The sequence below is a fragment of the Streptomyces sp. NPDC057694 genome (assembly GCF_042799415.1).
Lineage (GTDB): Bacteria > Actinomycetota > Actinomycetes > Streptomycetales > Streptomycetaceae > Streptomyces.
In genome coordinates this window covers 1,094,248-1,107,749 of sequence record NZ_JBHVIX010000001.1, presented here as the reverse complement: position 1 = coordinate 1,107,749, position 13,502 = coordinate 1,094,248, and the positions used below count along the sequence as shown (strand labels likewise).

Here is a 13,502-nt window from a genome sequence, read left to right as displayed (position 1 = left end):
CGGGGGCGGATCACAGCCGCTCCACCGCGCGGAACCCGGCGAGCCGGGACAGCAACGTACGCGCGGGCGGCGCGAGTTCGCCCACCAGGACCGTTTCACCGGCGTTCAACAGGCCGATGACGGCGGAGAGTTCGGGTGCGGACAGATCCGTCTCCAGGACATGCCCGCAGGCCGCCACGAGCTGCCGCCCGCCCACCCTGGACCACAGGACGCGTTCGGTGGCACGTACCGCGTCGTCGTCGGTGAAGTAGCCGGGGCGCGCGGGCGGCGGCACCGGGTCCAGGCCGCCGTTGGTGGCCTGCAACAGCGCCTCGCGGGCCACCCGGCGCTCCAGGGCCGCGGGCCGCGACGCCTGCCGGAAGTGGTCGAGCGCCGCCGCGAGCACCGGTGGCAGCCCGGCCGGCAGGTCGTCCCGCGGATCGCCGTCCGGCACATGGATGCCGTCACCGCCCCACCCCTCCTGCGGGGAGACCGGGTCCGGACCCGGAGCGAGCAGGGAGGGGAGCCCGCAGTCGTGCCGCGTCGGCTCGCGGGGGATGCCTATGTGCACGGCGGCCGTGGCCCCGGCGGACGGGCCCGAGCCGGCCCGGACGGGTTCCGCCGTGTGCCGGCAGCCCGCGGGCCAGTACACGAGATCGCCGGGGGCCGCCTCCACCGCCGACCAGTGCCCGTCCAGGCCGAGCCGCAGTCGCGGCGCGCCGAGGGCCACGTACAGGAAGCCCGCACCGCGCCGGACGGCCGACGGGCCGGGTGCGCGGGTCCCGTGGAAGAGGGTGGTGGTCGCGCCCGCGCTCGGCTGGCCCACGTGCTCCCACAGTCCGGTGAGGAAGTCCCGCTCCCGCGCCCACAGCGGGTGGTGGGCGGAGTGCAGGCCCCGCACCGTGAGGGAGAACGGTTCACCGGCGAGCTGTCCCGTCACCCGCCGGTCATAGGCGTCGAACGAGGCGTCCTCGGGTCGCGGCAGCAGATCGCCGGGGTCCACGAGGTGCCGCTGTCCCGCGCTGAACCGGATCCGGTGCGTGGCGCCGGGCCGCTGCGCCGCGATGACCGTGCCCTCGAAGAGTTCGTTCGGGTCGAACGGCGGACGCGGCAGTCCGGCTCCGCGGATCAGGACGGGGCGCCGGTCCCAGTGCTCGGTGGCGAAGCGGGGCCAGTCCAGCGCGTCGACGATGTCCACGGGGGCCGGGAGGTGCGGGCTCATGAGCGACGCTCCGGGCGCTCCGGGGACGCTGTCACGGCTCTCGCGCGGTACAACTCGCCGAGCAGGAAGATCAGTTCCGGGTCGTCGGCCGAGGTGCGGGCCGCGTGGGCCAGCTCCGCGACGGTGACGGCGCGGGGTGCGGTGCGCAGCCGGGCGAGGACGGCGTCGGCGCCCGCGGGACGTGCCGTCCAGGCGTGCCCGTTCGCCGCCCACACCGCGGGGCCCTCCGCGTGGGGCAGCCGGACGATCTCGGCGGCGCGCCGTAATCGGTGCCGGGGTGTGAGACGGATTCCGGTCCGCCGGGGCGGTGCCGGTTCCAGACCGGCCGCGGAGCGCAGCGCCGCCCAGCGCTTCAGCAGCGCCCGCTCGGGTTCCGGCCCGGCCAGGGTGTCCGTGAGCCGGGCCGCCGACGCGGCGAGCCGGGGCGGCGCCGTGAGCCGGCCGTCGGGGGCCGAGGGCATCGGGTGCGGCAGGGCGAGCCGGCCGACCGGGTCCCCGGGGCGGTCGCGCATCAGCTCCGCGAGGACGTCGGCCACGAGCGGCAGCGCCGAGGTGGTCCGCGCGGGAACGCTCAGGCGCAGGGTCGTGCACAAGCCGGGCCGGTGGTCGAGATGGCTGCCGCCGGCCGGCCAGTGGACCATGTCGCCCGCGCGGGCCCGCAGCGCGTACTCGGTGCCGGTGTGCTCGGGGCGCACCCGTACCGTCAGCTCCCCGTCGAGCACCCAGGTCAGGGCGGCCGCGTCGGTCCGGGCCGCGGCGTCCTCCACGGAGTGGTGCCGGTCGCCCACGGCCAGCTCCGCCGTGACGGGCAGCGGGGCCTGCCCGACGTGCCGCCACAGATCCGCTAGCACGTCCCGCACCCGCGACCACAGCGTGAAGTCGTGGCTGAGCGGATCGGCGACCGTGAGCAGCCAGCCGTCGCCCGCCAGCCGGGGTTCCCGGGCGAGACGGTCGGCGTACCCGGCCGGATCCCGGTCGCCGGGACCCGGCAGCAGCGGCCCCGGCTCCCGCAGCCAGCCGTCCGCCGTCGCGAGGCGCAGCTGCCGGGGCGCGGCGACCGCGGTCGCGGCCCGCACCAGCGCGTGGACGTCGGCCGGGCCGAGGCCCAGCGGGCGGACACCGGGGACGACCACCGGCTCCCGCGCCCAGTGGACCTGGGCGAAGCGCCGCCAGTCCTGACCGGTGGCGGGGCCGGACGGGTCGTGGCCCGGGGCGGGTGCGGCGCTGGCGTTCATCGGGTCCGGGAGCTCCTGAGTCCCTCATCAAGGGGCGGTTCGACGGGCCCCGCGACCTTGCCAGAGCGTTTCCCGCGCCGTCAACGCCTTAAGGGGAAGCTGTGAACATCTGGCGCGGAACGAATGCCGCACCACCTGTCGCGCATCGGCAGCACGGACCTCGGGGACCCCATGGGCCTCAGACGGCGCTGCCCGCCTTCCAGTCCGCCCATGACAGGTTCCAGCCGTTGAGGCCGTTGGCCGCGGCGACGGTCTCCTCGCCGGACCGGCGCACCTCGACGACGTCGCCGACCATCGAGCTCTTGTAGAACTTCGCGCCCGGCGTCGAGGCGTCGTCCCCGCCCCGGGCGTCGCGCAGCCCGATGCAGCCGTGACTGGTGTTGCTGGTGCCGAAGATCGACGCCGACGCCCAGTAGTTGCCGTGGATGAAGGTGCCGGACGTGGTGAGCCGCTGCGCGTGCGGTACGTCGTCGATGTCGTACTCGTCGCCGAGCCCCACGGTCGTGGAGTCCATCCGGGTCTCCTTGAACCGCTCGGAGACGACCATCTTCCCGGACCAGGTCTCGTAGCCGGAGCCGCCGCCCGTGACGTCGTACGTGGCGATCTCGGTGCCGTCGCGCGAGACGGTCATCGACTTCTTGCTGAGGTCGACGACGCTGATCTGCTCCCGCCCGATGAGGAAGGTGACGTCCTTGTCCTGGGTGCCGTACACCCCGTCCGCGCCCTCGACGTCCTTGAGCCGGAGCCGCAGCGTGATCTTCGTGCCGGCGGCCCAGTACTTCTCCGGCCGGAAGTCGAGCCGGGTGTCGCTGAACCAGTGGCCGACGATCTCCACGTCCGGGTCGGCGGTCACGGTGATCGCCTTCTGCACGGCGGCGCGGTCGGTGACGGCCTTCGTGAAGTTGAGCGAGACGGGCATGCCGACGCCCGAGGTGGAGCCGTCCTCGGGGGTGAAGTACCCGACGAAGGTGGCACCCGGCTTCTTGGTGGTGAAGCGGGAGGTGTGCGCGGACCCGGCGCCGTCGACCTCGGCCGTCACGGTGTAGTCCGTGCCCGACGAGGGGTGCGCGCTGGAGGTCCACTTGGTGCGGCCGTCGTTGTACGTGCCCTTGAGCGCGTCGCCGCCGTCCGCGGTGACCCGCACCGCGGAGAGTGTGCCGCCGGACACCGCCACGGTGACCGGGGCGGTGAAGTCGGCCGACGCCGAGCCGCTCGCCGGGGTCACGGTGACCTCGGCCCTGCTCGTGGCGGAGGCCGTGGCCCCGCCCGATCCCGTCCTGGCCCCGGCCGTGCCGGCACAGCCCGCGACGGTCAGCAGGGAGGCCGCGCCCAGTGTGGAGAGCAGCCCCCTCCGCGACCAGTGTTCCCGCCCGTCCGCTATGCGGTCCTGAGAGTCGCCCACGCCCCTGCCTTCCTGATCCATGTCTCCTGCGGTGTGGAATGTTGCCGCCACGACCTGGGCAGATCCTTGGAAAAAGGGGCGCTTGTCTGAGATTTCCCTTTGAGGGTGACACGCGGTGCCGAAGGGGCCGGATCGCGAGCGGGGGAGCCCTGTGGAATGGTGGTGGGGCGAAACGCCCTGTATGACCGCTATCTCCGTAGGAGGCCGCCATGTCCTCGAAGCGCCGTCGCAAAAAGAAGGCCCGCCGCAAGCACGCGGCGAACCATGGAAGTCGTCCCCAGTCCTGAGGGGGTGCGGTTTCGGGCGGTCAGGCCTTCTGCACGACTCCTTCACCGGTCGCGGCCGCCCACTCCGTCACCAGCGCCTCGTACTCCGCACGGTCACCGGCGGTCAACTGTCCTCCGGTACGCGCCCAAAGGCCGCGAATCTGCTCGTTGACCACGTGGGCGGGGCGTGCGGTGTGCGGGGCGGGGGTGGAGGACATGTGAACGAGACTAGGGGATGGGTGCGACTTTCCGCTCCTGTAGGTGACGTGGGTATCGCCATGTGTGATGTTCGCCATGGCCGTGTGCCCCGCATAAATGCCGTAGCGGGCGCAACTCACCCCTCACCGAACGTCCCGTGCCGGCCCTCGCCGCCCGCGAACCGCCCGGCTCCCTCGATCCCCTCCCGCAACACCCGCACTCCGTGAGCGAGTTCGCCGCGCAGTGCCGTCTCCTCGTCGAGCCCGTGCTGCTCCCGCACCGACGCCCGGTCGCTGCGCAGGCAAGCCTGCGGGAACCGCGCCAGCCGGTCGGCCAGTTCCTCCGCCGCGGCGCGGGCCTCGCCCGGCGGCACCAGACGGTTGGCCAGACCCATCGCGTGGGCCTCCGGCGCCGCGACGGGCCGCCCGGTGAGGATCAGGTCCATGGCGCGGCTCTCGCCGATCAGGCGGGGCAGCCGCACGGTGCCGCCGTCGATCAGCGGAACTCCCCAGCGCCGGCAGAACACCCCGAACACGGCGTCCTCCTCGGCGACCCGCAGATCGCACCAGAGCGCCAGCTCCAGACCGCCCGCCACCGCATGGCCGCTGACCGCCGCGATCACCGGCTTGGACAGCCGCAGCCGCGTCGGGCCCATCGGCCCGTCGCCGTCCGCCGCCACCCGGTTGCCGCGCTCCGTGCCGACCGCCTTCAGGTCCGCGCCCGCGCAGAACGTGCCGCCCTCGCCCCACAGCACCGCGACCCGCGCGGTGTCGTCCGCCTCGAACGCGCGGAAGGCGTCGGCCAGTCGGGCGGCCGTCGCGCCGTCGACCGCGTTGCGGGCCTCGGGGCGGGACAGGATCACCGTGGTGACATGAGCGGTGCGCTCGACGCGGACGGACGACATGGGGCGGCTCCCGGATGAACAGGCGGACGGACTACTGGCGGACGGACTACTGCCAGACGGACGACGGGCAGCGGAACTAGGTGACGTCGAGGGTGAGTTCGGCGTCGGCCGTCGAACTCGTACCGACGTACAGCTTGAACGTCCCCTCCTCGACACGGAACGTCCCGGCCGGATCGTTCGTCCAGAACCCCAGGTCCTCGGCGGCGAGCCGGAACCGCACCGTCGTCGCCGCCCCCGCGTCCAGCGTGACCCGCCGGAACCCGCGCAGCCTGCGCACGGGCTGGGCGATGCTCGCGGCCACGTCCCGCACGTACAACTGCACCACCTCGTCCCCCGGGCGGCCGCCGCTGTTGCGCACGGACACCGACACCTCCACCGTGTCCCCCTGACGCAGCGCCCGCGCGGACACGCTCGCGCGGCTCAGCCGAGGGGCGCCGAGGGCGAACGTCGTGTAGCCGAGCCCGTGTCCGAAGGGGAACTGCGGCGTCGGCGGCAGGTCCAGGTACTTCGACGTGTACTTGTTGTCCGCGGCGTAGGGGCGGCCCGTCGACTCGTGGTTGTAGTGGACCGGGAGCTGGCCGACCGTCCGCGGGAACGACACGGGCAGCTTCCCGCCCGGGTTCACCGCACCGAACAGCACGTCCGCGACGGCGTGCCCCGCCTCGATGCCGGGATGCCAGGCCTCAAGGACGGCGGGCGCCTTGTCCAGCCACGAACCGATCGTCAGCGGGCGGCCGTTGACCAGGACGACCACGAACGGCCGGCCCGCCTCCGCGATCGCCGCGATCAGCTTCTCCTGCGCGCCCGGCAGCGTGATGTCGGCGCGTGCCGCCGCCTCGCCGCTCAAGGCCGCGGGCTCGCCCACGACCACGACCGTCAGGTCCGCGGCCCGCGCCGCCGCGACCGCCGCCCCGATCCCCGAGGTGTCGTCCCCGTCCGGGCCGACGCCCCGGGCGTACGTCACCTTCGTGTCCGGCGCGGCCCTCCTGACGGCGTCCAGGATCCGCACCGCGGGGAACCGCTCGGCCGACGCGGGCACCACCCACGTACCGAGCAGGTCCGTCGTGTCGGCGAACGGGCCCACCAGGGCGAGGGATCCGAGCGTCCCGCTCAGCGGCAGGATCCCGTCGTCGTTCTTCAACAGCACCATGGAGCGGGACGCCGCCGCGCGGGCCGCCCGGCGGGACTGCGCCGACGGCGCGGTGAGGGCCGCCGCCTCGTCGACGTACGGATCGTCGAACAGGCCGAGCGCGTACTTCAGGCGCAGCACCCGCGCCACCGCGTCGTCGATCCGCCGCCGCGAGATCTTTCCCTCGCGCAGCAGCAGGCCGCCGTGCGTGCGGAGGTTCGTACTCGTCATCTCCATGTCGACGCCCGCGTTCAGGGCAAGGCGGGCCGCGTCCGCGCCGTCCTCGGCGAAGCCGTGCGCGATCAGCTCCTGGACGCCCGACCAGTCGCTGACCACCGTCCCGTCGAAGCCCCACTCCTTCTTGAGGATGTCGGTGAGGGTGTGCGCGTTGCCGTGGGCCGGGACACCGCTGACGGTGTTGAACGACGCCATCACCGTGGCCGCGCCCGCGTCCAGCGCCGCCTTGAACGGCGGCAGGTACAGATTGCGCAGCCGGGACTCCGACACGTCGACCGTGTTGTAGTCCCGGCCGCCCTCGGCGCCGCCGTACGCGACGAAGTGCTTCGCGCAGGCGGCGACGGCCGTCCGGGCGGAGAGGTCCGAACCCTGGTAGCCCTTCACCTTCGCCGCCGCGTAGCGCGCGGTGAGGTGCGGGTCCTCGCCGTTGCTCTCGGCGACACGGCCCCAGCGCGGCTCACGGGTGACGTCCATCATCGGCGAGAACGTCCAGTGCACGCCGTTGGACCGGGCCTCCCGCGCCGACACCTCGGCGTCCGCGCGCGCCACCTCCGGGTCGAAGGCGGCGGCCTGTGCGAGCGGGATCGGGAAGGTCGTCCAGAAGCCGTGGATCACGTCCAGGCCGAACAGCAGCGGGATGCCGAGCCGGGACTCCTCGACGGCGAGCCGTTGCAGCGCGTTGGTCGTCCGCGCGCCGAAGACGCTCAGCACCGAACCGAGCCGGCCCGAGCGCGCCGCGTCCTCGACCTCCCTCGTCGAACCCGATCCCGGATTCAGGTCGTAGGCCCACGGGAGCTGCTGCAACTGCCCCAGCTTCTCCTCCGGCGTCATCCGGCCGAGCAGTGCCCGCACCTCGTCCTCGTACGGGCCCGCGCGCCGGTCGTCCGCCGCCGCCCGCGCGGCGGAGGGCAGGCCCCCGGCGGCGGTGGCACCGATCGCGGTCAACAACGTCCGTCGTCCCAACTCCGGCACTGTCCTGGCTCCTCGCATCCCCTGTGTCGACCTCAAGGTGTCGACCTCAAGGCGTTGACCTCGAAGTGTTGACCTCAAGAAAGGTTGAGGTCCTAATGTCGTCCGCATGAGCATGGAGACCACAGCCTGGACGCAGCTGCACAGCGTCATGAACGCCCAGAACGGCGGCTCCCACAACCGCCCCTTCGCCCGCGCGACCCTGCGCCGTATCGCCGCCTTCGCGCGACCGCACCGGCGGCGCATCGTCCAGTTCGTCCTGCTGAGCGTCCTCACCGCGCTGCTGGCCGTCGCGACCCCGCTGCTCGCGGGCAACGTCGTCAACGCCATCGTCGGCGGTCACGACCAGGCACTCGTGGTGCGACTCGCCGTCCTCATCGCCGTGATCGCGCTCGCCGAGGCCGGCATCGGACTGCTCGCCCGCTGGCTCTCCGCGAACCTCGGCGAGGGCCTGATCCTCGATCTGCGTACGGCCGTCTTCGACCACGTGCAGAAGATGCCCGTCGCGTTCTTCACCCGGACCAGGACCGGGGCGCTCGTCAGCCGCCTCAACAACGATGTGATCGGCGCCCAGCGCGCGTTCAGCAACACCCTCTCGGGCGTCGTCGGCAACGTCGTGACGCTGATCCTCACCCTGGCCGTCATGCTCGCCCTGTCCTGGCAGATCACCCTGCTCGCGCTGGTCCTGCTGCCGGTCTTCGTGATCCCGGCCCGCCGCACGGGCTCCCGGATGGCCCGGATGCAGCGCGAGGCCGCCGCGCACAACGCGGCCATGGGCACCCGCATGACCGAGCGCTTCTCCGCGCCGGGCGCCACGCTCGTGAAGCTCTTCGGACGCCCCGACGAGGAGTCCCGTGAGTTCGCGGAACGGGCGCGGCGGGTGCGGGACATCGGTGTGCGGACGGCGATGGCGCAGTCCGCGTTCATCACCGCGCTCACCCTCGTCTCCGCCCTCGCGCTGGCCCTCGTCTACGGCCTCGGCGGCTACTTCGCGCTCGACGGCAGCCTGAAGGCGGGCACCGTCGTCACCCTCGCGCTGCTCCTCACCCGGCTGTACGCGCCGCTGACGTCCCTGGCGGGCGCCCGCGTCGAGGTCATGAGCGCCCTCGTCAGCTTCGAGCGGGTCTTCGAAGTACTCGACCTGAAGCCGCTCATCGAGGAGAAACCGGACGCCCGTGAGGTGCCCGAGGGGCCGGTGGCCGTGGAGTTCGACGAGGTGCGCTTCGGCTACCCGGCCGCCGACAAGGTCTCCCTGGCCTCCCTGGAAGAGGTCGCCTCGCTCGACAACCGCGGCGGCGCCGAGGTCCTGCACGGCGTCTCCTTCACCGCCGAACCCGGCCAGACCGTCGCGCTCGTCGGTTCCTCCGGCGCCGGCAAGTCGACCGTCGCGCAACTGCTGCCCCGCCTCTACGACACCGACGCGGGCACCGTACGGATCGGCGGCGTCGACGTACGCGACCTGAGCGCCCCGTCGATCCGCGCCACCCTCGGCATGGTCACCCAGGACGGCCACCTCTTCCACGACAGCGTCCGCGCCAATCTGCTGCTCGCCCGGCCGGAGGCGAGCGAGGACGAGCTGTGGGACGTGCTGCGCCGGTCCCGACTGGAGGCCCTGGTGCGCGAACTGCCCGACGGGCTCGACACGGTGGTCGGCGAGCGCGGCTACCGGCTGTCCGGCGGTGAACGCCAGCGCATGACCATCGCCCGGCTGCTCCTCGCCGGCCAGCGCGTCGTCATCCTCGACGAGGCCACCGCCCACCTCGACAACACCTCCGAGGCCGCGGTGCAGGAGGCCCTCGCGGAAGCCCTCGAAGGACGCACCGCCATCGTCATCGCCCACCGGCTCTCGACGATCCGCTCCGCCGACCAGATCCTGGTGGTGGAGAACGGCCGGATCGTGGAACGCGGCACGCACGACGAACTCGTCGCCGTCGAGGGACGGTACGCGGAGCTGTACCGCACACAGTTCGCGCACGGCGAGCGGGAGACGGCCGTCGAGGTGGCGTGAGCACCGGCCCGCCCGGACGCCGCAACCGCGCCCGGGCGGGCCGCGGTCGACGGGACGCCGTCGCCCGTGACGCCGATACCCTGGCCGCATGCTGCTGGGGAGGACAGCGGAGTGCGCACGGCTCGACGACCTGGTCGACGCGGCGCGGGACGGGCGCAGCGGTGCCCTCGTCCTGCGCGGCGAGGCGGGCATCGGCAAGTCCAGCCTCCTCGCCTACGCCGAGTCGGTCGCGGGGGATCTGACACATCTGCGCACCCACGGCACCGAGTCCGAGACCGGACTGCCGTACGTGGGACTCGCCGATCTCTTCCGGCCGGTCACCGACCACCTCGACCGGATCCCGGGCCGGCAGGCCGCCGCCCTCACCGGGGCCCTCGCACTCGGCCCCGCCGTCGCGCAGGACCGGTTCGCCGTCGCCGCGGGGACCCTGAGCCTGCTCGGCGCGGTCAGCGAGTCCGGGCCCGTCCTGCTGGTCGTCGACGACGCGCAATGGCTCGACCGGTACTCCCTCGACGCCCTCGCCTTCGCCACCCGCAGGCTCGGCAGGGAGGGCGTCGCCGCCCTGTACGCCACCCGCGACGGCGACGGAGCCGCCTCCCGGCTCGCCCCCGTGGAGACCCTGACCCTGAGCGGCCTCGACGCCGACTCCGCACGCCGGCTCGTCGCAGGCCAGCCACTCTCCGCGCCCGACGTCAACCGGCTGCTCGCCGAGGCGCGCGGCAACCCCCTCGCCCTCGTCGAACTCCCCGCCCTGCTGGCCCGCGGCGGCCACCGGCCCGACACCGGCGCCCCGCTGCCCATCGGCGAGATGCTCACCCGCACCTTCCACAGCGCCGTCACCCGGCTCCCGGAGCGGACGCAGGACGCCATGCTGCTGCTCGCCGTCCTCGGGCCCCGCCCCCTCACCGGCACCGAACGCGTCCTGCGCGCGCACGAGTTGACCTACGACGCACTCGAACCGGCCGAGCGGGCCGGGCTGATGACCGTGGAGGAGGGCGCCTACGTCTTCCGGCACCCGCTCGTGCGCTCCAGCGTCTACCACGGAGCGAGCGCCGTACGCCGCTGGCAGGCCCACCGCACCGTCGCCCACGCCCTGCGGGACGCCACGGCGCCCACCGCTCTCGAACGCTACGCCTGGCATCTCTCCGAGTCCGGCGCCGACCCCGACGAAGAGGTGGCCGCCGCACTGGAACGCGCCGCCGCGGGCGGACCCGGCAGCCTCACCCTCCCGCTCGCCGCCCGGCTGTACGCACACGCCGCCCGCTTCACCCCCGACGACGAACACAGGGCGCGGCGGCTGCTCGCCGCCGCCCGCGCCGCCCAGGCCGCGAACTCCCTCGACGAGGCCGCCGACCTGCTCGACCGCGCCCTCGGCCACGCCGTCCGGGAACGCACCCGGCTCGACATCCACCAGGTCCGCTGCTACGTCGACATCCAGCGCGGCCGCACGGCCCACGCCCGCGACCAGCTGCGGGCCGCCGTCGCGGACGCCCGGCGCGTCGATCCCGCCCTCGCCGCCGTCATGCTCGGCGGGATCACCTTCACCGAACTCGCCATCGGCGACCTCACCGCGGCCCGCGCCACCTCCGCCGAGTCGATGCGGATCACCGAGGCGCTCGGCGACCCCTCCGCCGCGCTGCCCGTACGTCTTCTGCACGCGCTCGTCGAACTCCTCGGCGGCGACGCGGAAGACGGCCGCGCGCTGCTCCACGACCTCGAAAAGCCGCTCGCCGCAACGGACATGGCGTTCCCGTACCCGGTCTCCGGCGTCGGCGGCCTGTGCCATCTCGCCGCCGAGGAACTCGAAGCGGGCCACGCCCTGCTCGACCGCGCCGTGCACGCCGCACGCGCCTCCAGCAGCGTGGGACTGCTCGCCCACCTCCTCGGTACGGCCGCCGTGATCGAGTTCTGGAGCGGCCGCTGGAACGCGTCGCTGGCCCACGCCGACGAGTCCGCCCGGCTCGGCGAGGACACCGGACGCGTCCTCGAGGTGTGCCGGGCGCTCGCCGCCCAGGCCAGGACCGAGGCGGCCCGCGGCAAGGAGGCCGACTGCCGGCGGCACGCGGCGCGGGCCGAGTCCCTCGCGGCCGGCGCCGGACTGCCCATGGACGCGGCCCGCGCGCACGGCGCACTCGGTCTGCTCGAACTCGGCCTCGGCCGCTTCGAGGAGTCCGCCCGGCACCTGGAGAAGGTCAGGGAGTTCTCCGTCGCCAACGGCCGCGGTGACGGCCTCTATCTGTGCTGGGCCGCCGACCTCGCCGACGCCTACGTCCACCTCCACCGCACCGACGAGGCGTACGACGTCCTGCGCGTCCTCGACCACGAGGCGGGCCGGGGCCACCGGCCCGTCACCGCCGCCGCGGCGGCCCGGGTGCGCGGCATGCTCGAACCGGCTTCCGCCGAGCACCACATGGGGCGCGCTCTGGCTCAACTCGACCTTGTGTCCGCCCCGTTCGAGCGGGGGCGGACCGAGTTCGCGCACGGCGAGCTGCTGCGCAGGCAGGGGCGGCGCGGCGAGGCAAGGCGCCGGCTGCGGCTCGGACTCGCCCTCTTCGAGCGGCTCGGGGCGAGCGGCTGGGCGGACCGCGCCGCCGCCGAACTCCGTGCCGCGGGCGGCGACGGCGTCCGGGTCGGCGGCTCGGGACGCACTCCGCTCGACAGCCTCACCCCGCAGGAACTGCGCGTCGCGCTCGCCGTCGGACGCGGAGTCACCAACCACGAGGCCGCCGGACAGCTCTTCCTCAGCGTCAAGACGGTCGAGTTCCACCTCGGCAACATCTACCGCAAGCTCGACGGGGTGCACCGCAGGGCCCAACTCGTCCGTCTCATCAGCCGGTCGGCGGAACCCTGAGCGGCCCCGGGGAGACCCGGCGGGCCGCGACCGCCGGGCCGGAACAGCGGGGGTGCCCGGCTGCGAGCACCCCCGTCCCCCGTGTTCCCCCATGGACGAAAGTCCCCGTCGACCTCCGTGCCGTCCACGATGGACCCCGGGCGGCGCCCCGGGCCACCGTGAAAACCCTGGGATCGCGGACCAGGGGCGTACGGCGCCCGGTGTAGTCGGCGCGCGGCGGGATGCGGGGCCGGCCGGCCCCGCGGGTGAGGGCCGTGTGGCCCCTCCCGCGCCGCGACCTGCGGCGCCACGGTGTGCGTTCGCCGAGCCCAGGGGGTGGGCGCCATGGCATGGAGCCCCGTGTTCCGGCGTCGTCGCCGGACAGCAGCGCCGGTGGTGGTGCGGTGCGTCGCCGGATGTCTGGTGATCGAGGTACGGGCCGAACTCGGGCCGGCCGCCGAGGCACCGGTCGGCCGGCTGTTGCACGAGGCGATCCGTCCCGGGGGCACCGGCGTCCTCGTCGACCTGCGCCGCATCGGGCGGCTCGGCGCCGCGGGCGTCAGCGTGCTGTGGCTGGCCCGCACCCTGGCCGACCGCAACGGCCAGCCGTTCGGCCTCATCGGCGCCCGGAGCGAACTCCTGCCCGGGTCGGTCGAGTTGAGTCCGGGGCAGACGTCACCCGGCGGCCTCCCGCGCGCCCCGCTCCATGGCCTCCCGCAGGGTCGGCACCGGGGCGAACCGGTCCAGCAGACCGCCCGCGCGCAGCAGCTTCAGGATGTTCTGGTGGGCACAGACGACGAGCAGCCGCCCGCCGCGGGCGACGACCCGGTCCTGGGCCCGGCACAGCAGCCGCAGCGCGTAGATGTCGAAGAACGCCACCGGGCCCAGGTCGAGCACCACCGTCCGGCGCTCACCGCCGGTGGCCTCGTCGAGCGCGGGCAGGACGTCCAGTGCGCCGGCGATGTCGATCTCGCCGTGCAGCTCGATCACGATCAATCCGTGGGCCTCGTGGACCCGGATGTGCCCGACGGGCCATGCGTTGTTGTCCAGCATGGCGAATTCCCCTAGGTCGATCGGACTCCCGGAGCGGGTCCGGGAAGCAGGACGACGGGATTCGGCCACC

Annotated in this window: 9 protein-coding genes; 2 read left to right on the top strand and 7 right to left on the bottom strand. The window is 73.9% G+C overall.

The window, feature by feature from the left end; all coding sequences use genetic code 11:
• Window positions 1–10 precede the first annotated feature (10 nt).
• The 6 genes from ACFVDP_RS05050 to ACFVDP_RS05025 all read right to left on the bottom strand — a co-directional run bounded on the left by ACFVDP_RS05050 (window position 11) and on the right by ACFVDP_RS05025 (window position 7,544).
• Window positions 11–1,201, bottom strand: a complete 1,191-nt coding sequence (locus tag ACFVDP_RS05050; RefSeq protein ID WP_383483357.1) for a hypothetical protein — start codon at window positions 1,199–1,201, stop codon at window positions 11–13.
• Window positions 1,198–2,436: a hypothetical protein gene (locus ACFVDP_RS05045; RefSeq protein ID WP_383483354.1), complete on the bottom strand. Its 1,239-nt coding sequence runs from the start codon at window positions 2,434–2,436 to the stop codon at window positions 1,198–1,200. Before ACFVDP_RS05045 ends, ACFVDP_RS05050 begins: the two co-directional genes overlap by 4 nt.
• A 178-nt stretch (window positions 2,437–2,614) precedes the next feature.
• Window positions 2,615–3,838 (bottom strand): Ig-like domain-containing protein, encoded by a 1,224-nt coding sequence (locus ACFVDP_RS05040; RefSeq protein WP_383483351.1) that lies wholly within the window; start codon window positions 3,836–3,838, stop codon window positions 2,615–2,617.
• A 307-nt stretch (window positions 3,839–4,145) separates the two neighbouring features.
• Complete coding sequence (locus ACFVDP_RS05035; RefSeq protein WP_383483349.1) at window positions 4,146–4,322, bottom strand: hypothetical protein; 177 nt, start codon at window positions 4,320–4,322, stop codon at window positions 4,146–4,148.
• A 116-nt stretch (window positions 4,323–4,438) separates the two neighbouring features.
• Entirely contained in the window at window positions 4,439–5,206 is a 768-nt protein-coding gene (locus ACFVDP_RS05030; RefSeq protein WP_383483346.1) for a crotonase/enoyl-CoA hydratase family protein, read from the bottom strand.
• Between the two features lie 76 nt (window positions 5,207–5,282).
• Complete coding sequence (locus ACFVDP_RS05025) at window positions 5,283–7,544, bottom strand: glycoside hydrolase family 3 N-terminal domain-containing protein (protein WP_383483343.1); 2,262 nt, start codon at window positions 7,542–7,544, stop codon at window positions 5,283–5,285.
• A 106-nt stretch (window positions 7,545–7,650) separates the two neighbouring features.
• On the opposite strand from ACFVDP_RS05025, the gene ACFVDP_RS05020 reads away from it, so the two are divergent.
• Together ACFVDP_RS05020 and ACFVDP_RS05015 are read left to right on the top strand one after the other, a co-directional pair.
• On the top strand, window positions 7,651–9,549 hold the full coding sequence (locus tag ACFVDP_RS05020; protein WP_383483340.1) for an ABC transporter ATP-binding protein: 1,899 nt from the start codon (window positions 7,651–7,653) through the stop codon (window positions 9,547–9,549).
• An 88-nt stretch (window positions 9,550–9,637) separates the two neighbouring features.
• Window positions 9,638–12,400, top strand: a complete 2,763-nt coding sequence (locus ACFVDP_RS05015; RefSeq protein WP_383483337.1) for an AAA family ATPase — start codon at window positions 9,638–9,640, stop codon at window positions 12,398–12,400.
• Between the two features lie 654 nt (window positions 12,401–13,054).
• On the opposite strand, the gene ACFVDP_RS05010 is transcribed toward ACFVDP_RS05015, so the two are convergent.
• Window positions 13,055–13,432, bottom strand: a complete 378-nt coding sequence (locus tag ACFVDP_RS05010) for an STAS domain-containing protein (RefSeq protein WP_383483334.1) — start codon at window positions 13,430–13,432, stop codon at window positions 13,055–13,057.
• Window positions 13,433–13,502: the final 70 nt, after the last annotated feature.

Excerpts from the sequence above, each read along its gene's own strand:
- ACFVDP_RS05050 (WP_383483357.1), bottom strand. The coding sequence starts at position 1,201 with ATGAGCCCGCACCTCCCGGCCCCCGTGGACATCGTCGACGCGCTGGAC.
- ACFVDP_RS05045 (WP_383483354.1), bottom strand. The coding sequence starts at position 2,436 with ATGAACGCCAGCGCCGCACCCGCCCCGGGCCACGACCCGTCCGGCCCC.
- ACFVDP_RS05035 (WP_383483349.1), bottom strand. The coding sequence starts at position 4,322 with ATGTCCTCCACCCCCGCCCCGCACACCGCACGCCCCGCCCACGTGGTC.
- ACFVDP_RS05030 (WP_383483346.1), bottom strand. The coding sequence starts at position 5,206 with ATGTCGTCCGTCCGCGTCGAGCGCACCGCTCATGTCACCACGGTGATC.
- ACFVDP_RS05020 (WP_383483340.1), top strand. The coding sequence starts at position 7,651 with ATGAGCATGGAGACCACAGCCTGGACGCAGCTGCACAGCGTCATGAAC.
- ACFVDP_RS05015 (WP_383483337.1), top strand. The coding sequence starts at position 9,638 with ATGCTGCTGGGGAGGACAGCGGAGTGCGCACGGCTCGACGACCTGGTC.
- ACFVDP_RS05010 (WP_383483334.1), bottom strand. The coding sequence starts at position 13,432 with ATGCTGGACAACAACGCATGGCCCGTCGGGCACATCCGGGTCCACGAG.